At 60.4% G+C, this 16763-nt stretch carries 16 protein-coding genes; 13 read left to right on the top strand and 3 right to left on the bottom strand.

The features are described from left to right. The first annotated feature begins 310 nt into the window (after positions 1-310). Positions 311-2488 carry a hypothetical protein gene (locus tag SGN16_RS06410; RefSeq protein WP_335943547.1) on the top strand — a complete coding sequence of 726 codons (2178 nt, stop codon included), beginning with the start codon at positions 311-313 and terminating at the stop codon, positions 2486-2488. Between the two features lie 299 nt (positions 2489-2787). Here the strand turns inward: SGN16_RS06410 and SGN16_RS06405 are convergent, their stop codons facing one another. Next, positions 2788-3093, bottom strand: coding sequence for a DUF2288 domain-containing protein (locus tag SGN16_RS06405; protein WP_210643155.1), 306 nt, complete (start codon positions 3091-3093; stop codon positions 2788-2790). 339 nt (positions 3094-3432) lie between these two features. Here SGN16_RS06405 and SGN16_RS06400 point away from each other — a divergent pair, with 339 nt between their 5' ends. The 9 genes from SGN16_RS06400 to SGN16_RS06360 all read left to right on the top strand — a co-directional run bounded on the left by SGN16_RS06400 (position 3433) and on the right by SGN16_RS06360 (position 11108). Then, positions 3433-4560: a branched-chain amino acid ABC transporter substrate-binding protein gene (locus SGN16_RS06400; RefSeq protein ID WP_210643154.1), complete on the top strand. Its 1128-nt coding sequence runs from the start codon at positions 3433-3435 to the stop codon at positions 4558-4560. 230 nt (positions 4561-4790) lie between these two features. Beyond that, complete coding sequence (livH, locus tag SGN16_RS06395; protein WP_210643153.1) at positions 4791-5714, top strand: high-affinity branched-chain amino acid ABC transporter permease LivH; 924 nt, start codon at positions 4791-4793, stop codon at positions 5712-5714. Next, positions 5711-6967: a high-affinity branched-chain amino acid ABC transporter permease LivM gene (locus SGN16_RS06390; RefSeq protein ID WP_210643152.1), complete on the top strand. Its 1257-nt coding sequence runs from the start codon at positions 5711-5713 to the stop codon at positions 6965-6967. Before livH ends, SGN16_RS06390 begins: the two co-directional genes overlap by 4 nt. Further along, positions 6964-7731: a high-affinity branched-chain amino acid ABC transporter ATP-binding protein LivG gene (livG, locus tag SGN16_RS06385; RefSeq protein WP_025212221.1), complete on the top strand. Its 768-nt coding sequence runs from the start codon at positions 6964-6966 to the stop codon at positions 7729-7731. Before SGN16_RS06390 ends, livG begins: the two co-directional genes overlap by 4 nt. Beyond that, the gene (locus SGN16_RS06380; RefSeq protein ID WP_063322663.1) at positions 7732-8433 is read left to right on the top strand and encodes an ABC transporter ATP-binding protein; all 702 of its coding nucleotides are present in this window, start codon (positions 7732-7734) and stop codon (positions 8431-8433) included. A gap of 234 nt (positions 8434-8667) precedes the next feature. Then, a complete protein-coding gene (locus tag SGN16_RS06375; protein ID WP_210643151.1) occupies positions 8668-8973 on the top strand; it encodes a DUF2282 domain-containing protein in 306 nt (101 codons plus the stop codon). 25 nt (positions 8974-8998) lie between these two features. Further along, on the top strand, positions 8999-9868 hold the full coding sequence (locus SGN16_RS06370; RefSeq protein WP_335943546.1) for a DUF692 domain-containing protein: 870 nt from the start codon (positions 8999-9001) through the stop codon (positions 9866-9868). Further along, positions 9865-10635, top strand: a complete 771-nt coding sequence (locus SGN16_RS06365; protein WP_335943545.1) for a DNA-binding domain-containing protein — start codon at positions 9865-9867, stop codon at positions 10633-10635. Before SGN16_RS06370 ends, SGN16_RS06365 begins: the two co-directional genes overlap by 4 nt. Beyond that, a complete protein-coding gene (locus SGN16_RS06360; RefSeq protein ID WP_335943544.1) occupies positions 10632-11108 on the top strand; it encodes a DoxX family protein in 477 nt (158 codons plus the stop codon). The genes SGN16_RS06365 and SGN16_RS06360 overlap by 4 nt, the downstream gene beginning before the upstream one ends. A gap of 136 nt (positions 11109-11244) precedes the next feature. Here SGN16_RS06360 and SGN16_RS06355 read toward each other — a convergent pair whose 3' ends face one another. Next, positions 11245-12174: a LysR family transcriptional regulator gene (locus tag SGN16_RS06355; protein WP_210643147.1), complete on the bottom strand. Its 930-nt coding sequence runs from the start codon at positions 12172-12174 to the stop codon at positions 11245-11247. A gap of 104 nt (positions 12175-12278) precedes the next feature. Between SGN16_RS06355 and SGN16_RS06350 the strand changes: the two genes are divergently transcribed. The 3 genes from SGN16_RS06350 to SGN16_RS06340 all read left to right on the top strand — a co-directional run bounded on the left by SGN16_RS06350 (position 12279) and on the right by SGN16_RS06340 (position 15301). Then, on the top strand, positions 12279-12878 hold the full coding sequence (locus SGN16_RS06350; RefSeq protein WP_210643146.1) for a short chain dehydrogenase: 600 nt from the start codon (positions 12279-12281) through the stop codon (positions 12876-12878). A gap of 61 nt (positions 12879-12939) precedes the next feature. Beyond that, complete coding sequence (locus SGN16_RS06345; protein WP_335943671.1) at positions 12940-13614, top strand: hypothetical protein; 675 nt, start codon at positions 12940-12942, stop codon at positions 13612-13614. 73 nt (positions 13615-13687) lie between these two features. Next, positions 13688-15301, top strand: coding sequence for an NAD(P)/FAD-dependent oxidoreductase (locus SGN16_RS06340; protein ID WP_335943543.1), 1614 nt, complete (start codon positions 13688-13690; stop codon positions 15299-15301). A gap of 175 nt (positions 15302-15476) precedes the next feature. Here the strand turns inward: SGN16_RS06340 and SGN16_RS06335 are convergent, their stop codons facing one another. Then, entirely contained in the window at positions 15477-16571 is a 1095-nt protein-coding gene (locus tag SGN16_RS06335) for a PLP-dependent cysteine synthase family protein (RefSeq protein ID WP_335943542.1), read from the bottom strand. Positions 16572-16763: the final 192 nt, after the last annotated feature.

The raw sequence follows: 16763 nt of genomic DNA, 5'->3' as shown, positions 1-16763 counted from the left end.
GCAATCTAGACAGCACCGCGCGGGCTGTCTCCAATCATTCGCAAGGCTGATACCCGACCATGGCGAGCGGCGTGTTTATTGATAGCGGTCAACTTCCTGTAACAATTGCCATCATTTCGCCCGTTCTTGATTAAAGATCGTCCCCCAGTGGCCGATTCAACCTATCAGGAAAGAATCTCTCGAGCGGCGCTCAGGCTATGGCCCTGGACGCTCGGACCGACCTTCGCGCCATCCAAGGACGCGAGCTCCCATCCGCGATGGTTCGATGACAGCGCTCGTCGAACCAACCAGTTCAGGCATATGGCGCACAATGACTTCCAAAAAAACAGCCACGGCGGTATCCGATCTGACCCTGAGCCCGGCCGCCAACGGCCCTGAAGTCTCGAAACCCTCGAGCAGCTCGCGTCCCCTCTCGACTCAGCAGTATCTGTACTTCACCGAAACCAACACCGACCGGATCCTCGACAACCTCGATGGCCTGCGCGACGCGGTGTTCCCGCGACCGCCCCATCTGGTGGAGGACGAGAGCGATCGCGCCCAGCAGGAATTCCCGTCGGTGTGCCTGATCGGCCTGGGGCGCTGCGGCTCCAACATCGCCCTTGACGTGGCGGAGCTGGTGTACAACGCCCGCAAGTTCTACCTCAACGAATTCAACGCCGAAGACAAGGCCTACAGCGACAGGGGCTACAGCCCCGCGCAGTGGATCCGCAACAACCTGCGCCTGGGCACCAGCAAGGCCAGCAAACCGGTATTCCTGGTGGAGCCGCTGGTGATGCTCGGCGACCTGGACAAGGACATTGCCGGGCGTATCCGTTTCTCGCGCAAGGGCGAGAAAAGCGGCTTTTTGCGTGACTACAGCAAGATGAAAATCATGGACCTCTCGGAAGTCCACGCCGGTGGCGCCGGTAACGCGCCGATCCTGGGCCAATACCTGGCCAAGATCATCCTGAACAAGGACACCCAACGGTTCTCCAGCCCCGACTGGAAAATGATCCACTCGTACCTGATCGACAGCTGCGGCATCAAGGCCAACCAGTCGCGCCTGTACTTCTCGATCTTCAGTGCCGGCGGCGGTACCGGTTCGGGCATGGCCTCGGAGTTCGGCCTGGCCCAGCAGTACTCGTACATGAACAAGACGTTCGACACCAAGCCCATGGACGAGCATGACAGCAAGAGCGGTCATTCCTTCGTCTTCGAACCGATCTTCACCAGCGGCATCTGCGTGTTGCCGAACATTTCCGACCACCGCAGCGAAATGTCCGAAGCGTTACACATCAACGCCGGACGCCTGCTGTGCAAATACCTGTCGGAAGAATGGGATTTCTCGTACAACTTCGCCAACGAAGACAGCAGCGAAGCCAGCGTGATGGGCCGTATCCGTCCATGGAACGCGATGATGCTGATTTCCAACGACATCATGCGCTACGCCGAAGAGAGCGATGACGGCAACATCCAGAACATTGATGTCAATGCTATGGAAAAGCACGCCAACCAGTACATCTCCCAGCAGATCTTCAACATCCTGACGGCCCAGGCCGTGACCACCGACTACGACCAGAACTACTTCCGGCGTGCCGGCATCGACATTGGCGAAACCATTCGCCTGGACGCCAACGACCTGTTCATGAGCCTGGCCGGCCCGGTGGCAATTGCCTACGCCGAATCCGTTGTCCCGGAAACCCCGGCCCCCAGCGGCGACAAGTTCAAGGTGTTCGAGAAAGAACCACCGCGCCTGAACATCGACGACCTGTTCTTCCGCTCCATCGACCTGCCGCACTTCAACAAAGTCACCCAGGCCATCGAAGGCATCAGCCTGTTGCCGATCGAATCCAAGCGCTACCGGGCCTCGCTGGAGCAGTACAAGAACTCCGGCTACGACGCGGCGGCCCTGCATGACCTGCACTTCTTCAAGAACTGCTCGTCGGTGGTGTCCATCGTTTCCTTGCCCAAGGACTACAAGCTGTCCTACATGGACCTGAACCGGCTCAAGACCCACCTCAACAGCCTGTTCCCCAACACCACCCTCAAGCGTTACGCATTGGTAATTGGCGCGTCGGCCAACCTGTCGCTGACCACCCTGATCGCCAAGAGCCCGTGCCTGTCGGATGACTTCCTGACTCTGATCGTCGCCTTCATCAAACGCTGCTTCGCCCGCACCCCGTATCGCTTCGACGACACCCTGGACAACTCGATCCTGGACTTCATTATCAATGAAGACTTCGACGAACAACGGATCGACGACCTGCTCAACGAATTCGAAAACCCGGCGAAGATCCTCGACACCAACTGGTACGCGATCAAGCCGATGTACGAGAAGAAATACCGCGAGCTGATCAACGATAAGGACAAGTTCGTCTCGATCAACGACATCCGCCTGTCCCGCGATTGCGTGAAGAAAGCCATCAAGTACCTGCGCGAGATCTACCGTCATCGCATTGGCAAGACCAAGGTCATTTCCTTGAATAACCATACTGGCAGGACTTACTGAGGGTAGGCGCGACACCGCGTCGCCCCAATCGCGAGCAAGCTCGCTCCCACAGCGGACCGCGTTCCTTCAGGCAAAACGCGATCAACTGTGGGAGCGAGCTTGCTCGCGATAGCGGTATTGAATACAGCACCGAGACAACATCCAGAAACAATTAACCAGCCCCATGGCCGGCCCAGAAACTGTTCCCGTTACGTATACGTCACCCATCCCTGTGGCGTTTCGCCACGGCAGGACGCCATCACGCTACTCGCCTACACACTTTCAGCGGATAAAAAACTCGAACCAAGTTGGTGCACCAATCAGTTCGACGCCCTTTCCTGGATCATAATCCATGGCGAAACCACCACTGCCCAAAGCAGCGGATCACGTTCCAGAAAATCCAGCGCCCGCGTTTCAGACAGCTTGGCGACCTGCTCGGCGGCCAGCCAGGCGGCGACTTTGGTACCTTCGTCCTGGGCCACGGCCTCGGCTGCGGCGATCAAATCCAGTGCTGGGTCGACCCACAATAGGGCACCCTTGGCAAAGAACGGCTCCAGCTCTTTCCAGGTGATGGATGCGGTTTCACCAAGCAGTTTGGCATAGAGGGTGCTAGGTTCTTGATTCATGGGACCTGTCCGGAAAAGAAATCGGCGCGAATGATAACGTCGGTGGTCTGGCAGAAAAACCCGGTAGCAATTGGAGTACCGATTGAAAAGCGCAGGAAAGCCAAGGATTGCCGATTTGACCGGACAACCCCCGCCGCCATTCTGTCTTTTTCTTTCAATTAAGCGACACCCTCAGGTTTTGCCCCCAAGCGCCAGCTTCCCTTGCCAACAATCGGCGCTCTACACTGTACCGGTACAGTTGCCGGGGGCATTTTCCGCGAGGGTATCCAAGATATCTGACCCGGTTCTGCTGCTACGGCGCCAGGACTATAAAAACTACAACAGCATGAGTGGAGCACTATGACTAAGGCTACTAAGCAGATTTCCAAACTGTTTGCCGCTATGGTTCTGGCCGGGGTTGCCAGCCATTCGTTCGCCGCCGACACCATCAAGATCGGCATCGCCGGCCCAAAAACCGGCCCTGTAGCCCAATACGGCGACATGCAGTTCAGTGGCGCCAAGATGGCCATCGAACAGATCAACGCCAAGGGCGGCGTCGACGGCAAGAAACTTGAAGCCGTTGAATACGATGACGCCTGTGATCCAAAACAAGCGGTCGCGGTCGCGAACAAAGTCGTCAACGACGGCGTCAAGTTCGTGGTTGGCCACCTGTGCTCCAGCTCCACCCAGCCGGCTTCGGACATCTATGAAGACGAAGGCGTGGTCATGATCACCCCGGCCGCTACCAGCCCGGACATCACCGCTCGCGGCTACAAGATGATCTTCCGCACCATCGGCCTGGACAGCGCCCAAGGCCCTGCGGCCGGCAACTACATCGCCGACCACGTCAAGCCGAAGATCGTTGCGGTCCTGCACGACAAGCAGCAGTACGGTGAAGGCATCGCCAGCGCCGTGAAGAAAACCCTCGAAGGCAAAGGCGTGAAAGTGGCCGTCTTCGAAGGCGTGAACGCCGGCGACAAAGATTTCTCCTCGATGATCGCCAAGCTCAAGCAAGCCAACGTCGACTTCGTCTACTACGGCGGCTACCACCCGGAGCTGGGCCTGATCCTGCGTCAATCCCAGGAAAAAGGCCTGAAGGCCAAGTTCATGGGTCCGGAAGGCGTGGGTAACGACTCGATCTCGCAAATCGCCAAGGATGCTTCCGAAGGCCTGCTGGTGACCCTGCCGAAATCTTTCGACCAGGACCCTGCCAACATTGCCCTGGCTGACGCCTTCAAGGCCAAGAAAGAAGACCCGAGCGGTCCGTTCGTGTTCCCGTCCTACTCCGCAGTGACCGTGATCGCCGACGCCATCAAGGCTGCCAAGAGCGAAGACGCAGGCAAAGTGGCCGAAGCCATCCACGCCGGCACCTTCAAGACCCCTACCGGTGACCTGAGCTTTGATGCGAAGGGCGACCTGAAGGACTTCAAGTTCGTGGTCTACGAGTGGCATTTCGGCAAACCTAAAACCGAAGCTTCGCCTCAGTAAGGCCTGGCCTGACTGACTGCCAATAAAGCCCACGGCGTGCCGTGGGCTTTGTTTTAAATGTATTGGGCCGCGCTGGCGTGATCCGCCAGTCTCCCCACCTGAAAATCTCAAAACCGTCATCAGCGGTTCGCTGGCAAACCTCGTGCTCGAAGTGGATGCAGATCCGCGGGGCCCGGGCGGGAAAATGACTCCACCAGTGAAATGCGTATCAGGTTTTTAGGAGCGCTGTAATGCCTGACATCTATCACTTCTTCCAGCAGCTGGTTAACGGCCTGACCGTTGGCAGCACGTATGCCCTGATCGCCATCGGCTATACGATGGTCTACGGCATCATTGGAATGATCAACTTCGCCCACGGCGAGGTATACATGATCGGCTCCTACGTGGCGTTCATCGCCATCGCCGGGCTGAGCATGATGGGACTCGACAGTGTCCCGTTGTTGATGACCGCGGCCTTCATCGCGAGCATCGTGGTCACCAGTTCGTATGGCTACAGCATCGAACGAATCGCGTACCGGCCCCTGCGCGGCAGCAACCGCCTGATCCCGTTGATTTCCGCCATCGGTATGTCGATCTTCCTGCAGAACACGGTACTGCTTTCGCAAGACTCCAAGGACAAATCCATTCCCAACCTGATTCCGGGCAACTTTTCCATCGGGCCAGGTGGGGCACATGAAGTGCTGATTTCCTACATGCAAATCGTGGTGTTCGTGGTGACCCTGGTCGCCATGCTCGGCCTGACGCTGTTCATCTCCCGTTCCCGCCTGGGCCGCGCCTGCCGCGCCTGCGCCGAGGACATCAAGATGGCCAACCTGCTGGGCATCAACACCAACAACATCATCGCCCTGACCTTCGTCATCGGTGCGGCCCTGGCGGCCGTCGCCGCGGTGCTGTTGAGCATGCAATACGGCGTGATCAACCCCAACGCCGGTTTCCTCGTGGGCCTGAAAGCCTTCACCGCCGCAGTTCTGGGCGGCATCGGCAGCATCCCCGGCGCGATGCTCGGCGGGCTGGTGCTGGGCGTGGCGGAAGCCTTTGGCGCCGACATCTTCGGCGACCAGTACAAGGACGTCGTGGCGTTCGGCTTGTTGGTTCTGGTTCTGTTATTCCGGCCGACCGGCATCCTGGGCCGTCCGGAGGTTGAGAAAGTATGACTAGGCATCTCAAATCGGCGCTCTTCAGCGCCCTGCTGGTCTGGGCCGTGGCCTACCCGGTACTCGGTCTGAAATTGACCATCGTCGGCATCAACCTGGAAGTGCACGGCACCAGCCCGGCCATCCTGGCGACCATCGCCGTGTGTTCGCTGCTGATGTTCCTGCGGGTGTTGTTCAGCACGCAGATCAGCGCCATGTGGAAGTCGTCGCCCGGCCTGCCGGTGATCCCGACCAAGGCCAGCAACTTCCTGACCCTGCCGAGCACCCAGCGCTGGATCGTGCTGGCACTGATCGTCGTGGCACTGATCTGGCCATTCTTCGGCTCCCGCGGCGCGGTGGACATCGCCACGCTGATCCTGATCTACGTGATGCTTGGCCTGGGCCTGAACATCGTGGTCGGCCTGGCCGGCCTGCTGGACCTGGGTTACGTCGGTTTCTACGCCGTCGGGGCCTACAGTTATGCGCTGCTGTCCCATTACTTCGGCCTGAGCTTCTGGATCTGCCTGCCCATCGCCGGGATGATGGCTGCCACCTTCGGTTTCCTGCTGGGCTTCCCAGTGCTGCGCTTGCGCGGTGACTACCTGGCAATCGTGACCCTGGGTTTTGGCGAGATCATTCGCCTGTTCCTGCGCAACCTGACCGATATCACCGGCGGCCCGAACGGCATCAGCAACATCGAGAAGCCGACGTTCTTCGGCCTGACCTTCGAGCGCAAAGCCGCTGAAGGCCTGCAGACCTTCCACGAGTACTTCGGCCTGGAATACAACTCGATCAACAAGGTGATTTTCCTCTATCTGGTTGCCCTGTTGCTGGCCCTGGCAGCGCTGTTTGTCATCAACCGCCTGCTGCGCATGCCCATTGGCCGCGCGTGGGAAGCGTTGCGTGAAGACGAAATTGCCTGCCGTGCCCTGGGGCTCAATCCTACCGTGATCAAGCTGTCGGCCTTCACCCTTGGTGCCGCGTTCGCCGGTTTTGCCGGCAGTTTCTTCGCCGCCCGCCAGGGCCTGGTGACGCCGGAGTCCTTCACCTTCATCGAGTCGGCCATCATCCTCGCCATCGTCGTGTTGGGCGGGATGGGCTCGCAGCTGGGCGTGATCCTGGCGGCGATCGTGATGATCCTGTTGCCGGAAATGATGCGTGAGTTCAGCGAATACCGCATGTTGATGTTCGGCGCCTTGATGGTGCTGATGATGATCTGGCGTCCTCAAGGTCTGCTGCCTATGCAACGCCCCCACATGGAGCTGCGCAAATGAGCCGCGAGATCCTGAAAGTCGAAAACTTGAGCATGCGCTTCGGCGGCTTGCTGGCGGTCAACGGCGTGGCCCTGACCGTGAAAGAGAAACAAGTGGTGGCATTGATCGGGCCGAACGGCGCGGGCAAGACCACCGTGTTCAACTGCCTGACCGGTTTCTACCAGCCCACCGGCGGCACCATCCTGCTGGACGGCGAGCCGATCCAAGGCCTGCCCGGCCACCACATCGCCCGCAAGGGTGTGGTACGGACCTTCCAGAACGTGCGGCTGTTCAAGGACATGACGGCGGTCGAGAACCTGCTGATCGCCCAGCATCGTCACCTGAACACCAACTTTTTTGCCGGCCTGTTCAAGACCCCGGCGTTCCGCAAAAGCGAACGCGAGGCGATGGAGTACGCCGAGTACTGGCTGGAGAAGGTCAACCTCAAGGAGTTCGCCAACCGAACCGCCGGTACCCTGGCCTACGGTCAGCAACGACGCCTGGAAATCGCCCGGTGCATGATGACCCGTCCGCGGATCCTCATGCTCGACGAACCGGCCGCCGGCCTGAACCCGAAGGAAACCGAAGACCTCAAAGCCCTGATCGGCGTGCTGCGTGAGGAGCACAACGTCACCGTGCTGCTGATTGAGCACGACATGAAGCTGGTCATGAGCATTTCCGACCACATCGTCGTGATCAACCAAGGCACACCGCTGGCCGATGGCTCGCCGGAACAGATCCGCGACAATCCTGAAGTGATCAAAGCCTACCTGGGGGAAGCGTAAATGCTGCAGTTCGAAAACGTTTCCACCTTCTACGGCAAGATCCAGGCCCTGCACAGCGTCAACGTCGAAGTCCGCCAGGGCGAGATCGTGACCCTGATCGGTGCCAACGGCGCCGGCAAATCCACCCTGCTGATGACGCTCTGCGGTTCGCCCCAGGCCCACAGTGGCAGCATCCGCTACATGGGTGAGGAACTGGTGGGCCAGGACTCGTCACACATCATGCGCAAGAGCATTGCCGTGGTGCCGGAAGGCCGTCGGGTATTTGCCCGACTGACCGTGGAAGAAAACCTCGCCATGGGCGGATTTTTCACCGACAAGGGCGACTATCAGGAACAAATGGACAAGGTGCTGCACCTTTTCCCACGCCTGAAAGAACGCTTTACCCAGCGCGGCGGCACCATGTCCGGCGGCGAACAGCAAATGCTCGCCATCGGCCGTGCGTTGATGAGCAAGCCCAAGCTGCTGCTGCTCGACGAACCTTCGTTGGGCCTGGCGCCGATCATCATCCAGCAGATCTTCGACATCATCGAACAGCTGCGCAAGGATGGTGTGACGGTGTTCCTGGTAGAGCAGAACGCCAACCAGGCGCTGAAAATCGCCGACCGCGCGTACGTACTGGAAAACGGTCGCGTGGTGATGCAAGGCACCGGTGAAGCCCTGCTGACCGACCCGAAAGTGCGCGAGGCGTACCTGGGCGGTTGAGTCTGTAGCAGTAAAAAAACGGCCTTCGGGCCGTTTTTTTTGCCTGGATTTCAAGCAAACACAACGGTGATGAGAGGACACATTTGTGGCGAGGGGATTATCCCCTCGCCACAATGAACTTGAGGGCAAAATAAAAAAATCGCCCCCCGCTGTAACACTTCCCCACACCCCTTCTCTAGTTCAGCAGACCGGCGCTAACGCCGGTTCATTTCCCTGAAGAACTGGAGAATCACCATGACTGCTTCGACCCGCACCCTGTCCGCCACCGCCCTGGTCCTGGCCCTGGGTTCTGCCCTGAGCATGACAGCCGTCTCGACCGCCCATGCAGCCGACGACAACATGGAAAAATGCTTCGGCGTCGCCCTCAAAGGCATGAACAACTGCGCCGCCGGTGCTGGTACCACCTGCGCAGGCACCGCAAAAATGGATTATCAGGGCAACGCTTGGAAATCGGTCCCTAAAGGCACCTGCACCACCCTCGAAAGCAAGACCTCCCCCACCGGTTTTGGCCAGCTCCAAGCGTTCAAAGCCAAGTCCTGATCGCACCTGCCCAAGGCCTGCCACCATGTCCAATGCGCTTTTTCTCGCCACTGATACCCGATTGCCGCCAAGGGCGGGGCTGGGACTCAAGGCCGAGCATTTCCATGAAGTACTCCAGACCCAACCGGACCTGGGCTTCTTCGAAGTGCACGCGGAAAACTACATGGTGGCCGGCGGGCCGTTTCATCACTACCTGGGGCGGATACGCGAACAGTACCCACTGTCGCTGCACGGCGTCGGCCTGTCGATCGGTGGCGAAGGGCCGCTGGATGTCGCGCATTTGCGACGCCTGGCCACACTGATCGAACGTTATCAGCCCCAATCCTTTTCCGAACACCTGGCTTGGTCCAGCCACGGCCCGGTGTTCCTCAATGACTTGCTGCCCCTGGCCTACGACCAGGCGAGCCTCGACCGCGTCTGCGAACACGTCGATCAGGTGCAGGCCAGCCTCAAATGCAGGCTGTTGCTGGAAAACCCGGCCACTTATCTGGCGTTCGAGGAATCGACCCTCGACGAGCCTCACTTTATTGGCGAAGTGATTCGTCGCACCGGCTGCGGTCTGTTATTGGATGTGAATAACGTCTACGTCTCTGCCATCAACCACAGCCGAGATCCGCAGGCCTACCTCGACGCCCTGCCCTTGCAGGCCACCGGTGAGATTCATCTGGCCGGGTTTGCCGAAGACACCGACAGCCTCGGCGAGCGCCTGCTGATAGACGATCACGGCGCGCCCATCGCCAATGAAGTCTGGCAGCTGTATCGCAAGGCACTGGAGCGGACCGGACCAGTAGCCACCCTGATCGAGCGAGACAACCACATTCCTGCATTGGCGGTGCTGCTGGCTGAAGCACGCCAGGCCGAGCGACTGTTAAGCACCGCCGGAGCTCGGCCATGAGCCGCCAGAGCGAATTCGCCGCAGCGCTGCTCGACCCGCACCTGGCCTGTCCGCCGGGCCTGATCAGCGCCAATGGCGCCGATCCCGAGAGCCGCTTCGCGGTGTACCGCAACAACGTGCTCAGCTCATTGATCAATGCCCTGGCCGACAACTATCCGGTGGTGGCGAAATTGGTGGGTGAGGAATTTTTCCGGGGCATGGCCGGTGTCTACGTTCAATCGGCGCCACCGCAAAGTCCGATCATGAGCGCCTACGGCGCCGATTTTGCCGGCTTCATCGAACGTTTCGAAGCCGCCGCCTGCGTGCCCTATCTCGCGGACGTGGCTCGCCTGGAGCGGCTGCAAGTCGAGGCCGGGCATGCAGCCGACGCCCAGCCCATGAGCGCGGAACGCGTCGTGAAGGTGCTGTCCTGCCCCACGCTTGCAGCGCAGTTGAAGATCGGCTTTCACCCATCGTTGCGCCTGCTGCAATCAACCTTCGCGGTGGTCACTATCTGGGCTGCCCATCAGCAGGAACCTCCCGTAGCGTTCGAGCCGTATTCCGCCCAGAACGCTCTGGTGCTGCGCAATGGCCTCGACCTGGAAGTGCTCGCGATCAGTCACGGTGCTCATGGCTTCATCACCTCCCTGCAACAGGGCCTACCCCTGACGGCGGCCATCGAGGCTGCAATCGAGCACTACCCCGACCTTGACCTGGAACACATTCTGGCGGGGCTCATCCGCCACCAGGCCATCACTGATCTCCTACCCGAACAGGCATCCCAATGACCGCCCTGATTGCTGGTTTCATTCAATGGCTGGAAAAAATCCCCCACAGCCTGATCGCCTTTATTGCGCGGTTCTCCATCGCCGCAGTGTTCTGGAAATCCGGCCAGACCAAAATCGAAGGCCTGGCCATTGACCTGGTCGAGGGTACCTTCCAGATCGGCCTGCCGCATCTGGCGGACTCGACCATCCCACTGTTCAAAAGCGAATACGCCCTGCCGCTGCTGTCGCCCGAGCTGGCGGCGCATCTGGCGGCCGCTGCCGAACATATGTTCCCGGTGTTGATACTGTTTGGCCTGGCAACACGCTTCTCGGCGATGGCCCTGCTGGGCATGACGTTGACCATTCAGCTGTTTGTCTATCCGGACGCCTATCCGACCCATGGCACCTGGGCGGCGGTATTGCTCTACCTGATGGCTCGCGGACCGGGGGTAGTGTCCATTGACCATCTGATCGCCAAACGCTACGCCCACTGATTGCAACTGGAATCTCCTGTGGGAGCGAGCTTGCTCGCGATAGCGGTGGGTCAGCTTGCACAAATGCCGGATGTGCCACCGCCTTCGCGAGCAAGCTCGCTCCCATAGAGATCTTGGGTGTTCATGAGTCTTGTGTTCAGCGCAGGCCCACTGTGGGAGCGAGCCGATCCAACGCCTCGCCACTGCGCTTGAACCAATCGATCAAGTAATCGGCCAGCACCTGGGTGCGCTTGGGCAATCCGCCCTGGTACGGATGCACCAGGTACATCGGCATACGCCGGGTCTGGTAATCGCGCAGCACCCAGCGCAGGCGTCCGTCAGCCAACTCTTCATGCAGCAGGTATGACGGCAACCGGGCGATTCCGGCACCGGCCAGGGCAGCTTTTTTCAACAGGCTGTAGTGGTTGCTGGCGAACGGCCCCGACACACGGACCCGCAACAGTTCGTGTTGCTGGTGATAAAGCCATTCTTCCCGCCCGCTGTAGTGGCTGTTGAGCAGGCAGCGGTGCTCGGCCAGGGCCTGAGGAGTTTCGGGCTCGCCATAGTGTTGAAGATAGGCCGGGCTGGCGCAGGTCATTTCGTGCCAGGCCAGCAGCGGGCGGGCCACCAATCGCTCATCGATGGCGGCGTCAGAACGAATCGCCAGGTCGAAGCCATCGCGAGTCAGATCGCGATAACCATTGTTGAGCTCCAGTTCGATTTGCACATCGGGATAGGTGCGTGCGAACTCCATCAACAAACCTTCAAAGAACGTTTCCCCCAGCGAAACCGGAACCGTCATCCGCACCGGCCCGGAAATGTCGTCCTTCAACCGAGCCAATGCCTGACGCGCCCTTTCCACCTGTACCAACAGCGCCTGGGCCTGAGGCAACAACGCCGCGCCAGCCGCCGTGAGGCTCAAGCGGCGTGTGGTGCGCTGCAGCAATACCACGCAGAACCGGCTCTCCAACAAGCTGATGCGTTTGGACAACTGCCCCTTGCTACAGCCCAACTGCTGGGCCGCCAGGGTGAAACTGCCGGCCTCCATCAACACCGCAAACGCCGCCAGGTCATCCATCTCGCTCATCGGATTGTTTCCAAATGAAAACCAAAGGTTGCCTATTAGCACGATTATTAATGAAAAGAACCCCTCTAGACTGAAAACTCATTCAACCCATTGAGGAACAGCCCATGAAAATCCTGTTGATCGGCGCCAACGGCACCATTGGTTCGGCCATTGCCGACGAACTGTCGCCGCGCCACGAAATCGTGCGGATTGGCCGCCACAGCGGTGAATTGCACGTGGATATCAGCGACAGCGCCTCGATCCGAGCCCTGTTCGAAAAGACTGGACGCTTCGATGCCCTGGTCTGCGCAGCGGGCAATGTCACCTTTGCGCCCCTGGGCGAGATGACCGAAGACAGCTTCGCCCTGGGCTTGAAAGACAAGCTGATGGGCCAGGTCAACCTGCTGCTGATCGGCCGCGAATTCGCCAACGACGGCGCATCCTTCACTTTTACCACTGGCGTGCTCAGCCACGACCCGATCAAGAGCGGTGCGTCGGCAGCCCTGGTCAACGGCGCCCTGGACAGTTTCGTGCGTGCCGCGGCAATCGAGTTGCCACGAGGCTTGCGCGTCAACTCGGTGAGCCCGAACGTGTTGCTCGAAGCCATGGACAAATACGCGCCTTACTTCCGCGGCTACAAACCGGTGCCCGCCGCCGATGTCGCATTGGCCTACGCCAAGAGTGTCGAAGGCCTACAAACCGGTCAGACCTTTCACGTGGGCTGACACCCCTTGTGATGCAGGATCAGTCTGAGTAACGTGGCGGCACTTGTCTGGAGACCCAATGATGCGTGCCGCCCGCTCCCTGCTGTTTGTCGCCCTCCTGCCGCTGTTCGCCGGCTGCCAATTGCTCGACGCCCCGCGTCAGAGCGCCTCCCACGCCGGTCAGACGCGCATGCAGGGCGAACTCACGGCGGCCGAGGGCAAGCTGGTGTTCCAGCCGTGCCAGGAACAGCGCCGCTACATCGTCAACGACAGCGGTGGCACCAGCGTGCTGCAGCAAGCCGCGAGCCTGGCCGACGAGCGGGGCAAGCTGTTTGCCGACGTGCGCGGCCGTATCGTCTCCAGCGCAGCGGCCGGTACCGACAGCCAGTTGGACGTGGAGCAGCTGTATCGCCTGGAACGCTCAGGCACCGCGTGCGACGACGGAAATTTCAGACTGTTGATCCTGCGCGCCGCCGGCCATGGCCCCGAGTGGAACCTCAAGGCCAGCGGCAAGGGCCTGGTGCTCGAACGCGAAGGCCAGCCGCCCCTGGCGGTGCCGTACATGGAGGAGCAGCTGGGTGACGGCCGCTTCAACCTCAGCACCGAAGCCAATGGCCAGAAGGTCGAGCTCTGGGTCACCCCCCAGCGCTGCGTCGACAACGTGAACGGCAGCGTGCAACACATGAGCGCCGAACTGCGGGTCAACGGTCAGGTCCAGCGCGGCTGCGCCTACTTTGGCGGTGCGCGCAACGACTGATTCGCAGGTTTTGGCTTATAATCGCCGGTTCACGCCCTGACGCAGTTGTGCGTCCCGCGAACCGGATCCCCTCATGTTACGAATCACCGAACTCAAGCTGCCAATCGACCATCCCGAAGAAGACCTACGCCCAGCCATCGTGCAGCGCCTGGGTATCGCCAGCGATGATCTGCTCGATTTCACCTTGTTCAAGCGCAGCTACGACGCGCGCAAAAAATCCTCCGAACTGTGCTTCATCTACACCATCGACCTGACGGTGCGCGATGAAGCCAGCGTGCTGCGCAAGTTCGCCGATGACCGTAACGTCAACGAAGCACCGGATGTCAGCTACAACGTGGTCGGCCAGGCTCCGGCCGACCTGAGCGAACGGCCGATCGTGGTCGGCTTCGGCCCGTGCGGAATCTTCGCCGCCATGTTGCTGGCACAGATGGGCTTCAAGCCGATCATCCTCGAACGCGGCCCGGAAGTGCGCCAGCGCACCAAGGACACCTGGGGCCTGTGGCGCAAAAGCGTGCTCAATCCCGAATCCAACGTGCAGTTCGGCGAAGGTGGCGCGGGGACGTTTTCCGACGGCAAGCTCTACAGCCAGATCAAGGATCCGAAGTTCCTCGGTCGCAAGGTCCTGCACGAGTTCGTCAAGGCCGGCGCACCGGAAGAAATCCTCTACGTCAGCAAACCGCACATCGGTACGTTCCGCCTGACAGGCGTAGTGGAAAACATGCGTGAGCAAATCCGCGCCCTGGGCGGTGAAGTGCGCTTCCAGCAGCGGGTCACCGATGTGCTGATCGAGGACGGCCAGTTGGTCGGCGTCGAACTGGCCAGCGGTGAACGGATTCATTCCAGGCATGTGATCCTGGCCCTGGGCCACAGCGCCCGGGACACCTTCCGCATGCTCCACAGCCGTGGCGTGTACATGGAAGCCAAGCCGTTCTCGGTAGGTTTCCGTATCGAACACCCGCAATCGCTGATCGACAGCGCGCGCTTGGGCAAGTACGCCGGCCACCCGAAGCTCGGCGCCGCCGACTACAAACTGGTGCACCACGCCAAGAACGGTCGCTCGGTGTACAGCTTCTGCATGTGCCCGGGCGGTACTGTGGTAGCCGCGACCTCCGAGCCGAACCGCGTCGTGACCAACGGCATGAGCCAATATTCGCGCAACGAGCGCAACGCCAACTCCGGCATCGTCGTTGGCATCACCCCGGAAGTCGATTATCCGGGCGGCCCGCTGGCGGGGATCGAGTTGCAGGAGCGCCTGGAGTCCCACGCGTTCGTGCTCGGCGGCAGCAACTACGAGGCCCCGGCGCAACTGGTGGGCGACTTCATCGCCGGCAAGCCGTCCACGGCACTGGGCAGCGTCGAACCGTCCTACAAGCCTGGCGTCTCCCTGGGCGACCTGGCCCAGGCCCTGCCGGACTTCGCCATCGAAGCCATCCGCGAAGCCCTGCCGGCGTTCGAGAAGCAGATTCGCGGTTATTCGCTGCACGACGCGGTGCTGACCGGGATCGAAACCCGTACCTCGTCGCCCCTGCGCATTACCCGCGACGAAACGCTGCAGAGCCTGAACGTCAAGGGCTTGTTCCCGGCCGGCGAAGGCGCCGGTTATGCGGGCGGTATCCTGTCGGCGGGCGTGGACGGGATCCGGATTGCCGAGGCGGTGGCGCGAGATATCCTCGGTCTCGAAGCCTGACAGAGCCCCCCTTCCGGGGCCAACGCTGTTCACTCAAGGCAGGATTTTCTTAAGTGAACAGCACGACCCTGTGGGAGCGAGCTTGCTCGCGATGGCGGCCTGGCATTCAACATATATGTTGACTGATCCACCGCTATCGCGAGCAAGCTCGCTCCCACAAGGGATCCAGGTGTTTTCAGATATTCGCTCGCAACACACTCTCCGGCAGCGCCTCGCCCCGCTCCACACTCGCCGCTACGATGTCCATCAACCCACTCAACTCATAGCCCTGGGCCTTGAGCCACGCCGGATCGTAATAAGTCGTGGCATAGCGCTCGCCGCCGTCGCACAAAATCGCGACGATCGACCCCGACTCCCCCACTTGCACCATCTGCCTGGCGGCAATCAGCGCGCCGACCAGGTTGGTACCGCTGGAACCACCGACCCGTCGTCCCAGGCGCCCGGCCAGGTAATGCATGGCCGCCAGTGACAGCGCGTCCGGAACCTTGACCATCGCATCGATGACTTTGGGCAAAAACGACGCCTCGACCCGTGGCCGGCCGATGCCTTCGATTCGCGAGCCGCAATCCAGGCGCAGGCTGGCATCGCCGCTGCGGTAGTAGTCGAAGAACACCGAACGCTCGGCGTCGGCACACAGCACACGGGTGCCGTGCTGGCGATAACGCACGTAGCGCCCCAGGGTGGCCGTGGTACCGCCGGTGCCGGGGCTGGAAATCAGCCAGCTTGGCTCCGGATGCCGCTCGAAGCGCATCTGCTGGAAGATCGATTCGGCAATGTTGTTATTGGCCCGCCAGTCCGTGGCGCGTTCGGCATAGGTGAACTGGTCGATGAAGTGACCGTCATGTTCATGGGCCAGGCGTTCAGACTCAGCGTAGATCTGTGTTGGATCGTCCACCAGATGACTCTGGCCACCATAGAACGCGATCTGTGCGATTTTTTCCCTGGAGGTGGTCGCCGGCATCACTGCAATGAACGGCAGGCCCAGCAGCCGGGCAAAGTACGCCTCCGAAATGGCTGTCGAACCGCTGGATGCCTCGATCACCGGCGCCCCGGGCTTGAGCCAACCGTTACACAACGCATAGAGAAACAGCGAGCGCGCCAACCGGTGCTTGAGGCTGCCAGTGGGATGACTGGACTCATCCTTGAAGTACAGCTCGATGCCCGGCAGGCCTGGCAGTGGCAATGGAATCAGGTGGGTATCGGCACTGCGCTGGAAGTCAGCCTCAATGATGCGAATCGCTTCGCGCGCCCACTGGCGGTGGTCGTTCATGGTGTGTTCTCACTGGATCGGTTCGACGCGGGAAACCTGGCGGTCATACAGGCGCGACGTTGGTCTCGGAAAAACCAGTCACAAGCTTAGGAAAAAACCGACATCGCGCACAGGTACAGCTAAGGTCCAATATGCGCCGTAACTGCCCGACCGCGCCTTACAGGCGCCGCAACGTCATATAACAAAAAAGAA

Source organism: Pseudomonas sp. G166 (assembly GCF_037027455.2).
GTDB lineage: Bacteria > Pseudomonadota > Gammaproteobacteria > Pseudomonadales > Pseudomonadaceae > Aquipseudomonas.
The sequence above is the reverse complement of the archived record's forward strand: the minus strand, read 5'-3'. Positions and strand labels throughout refer to the sequence as shown.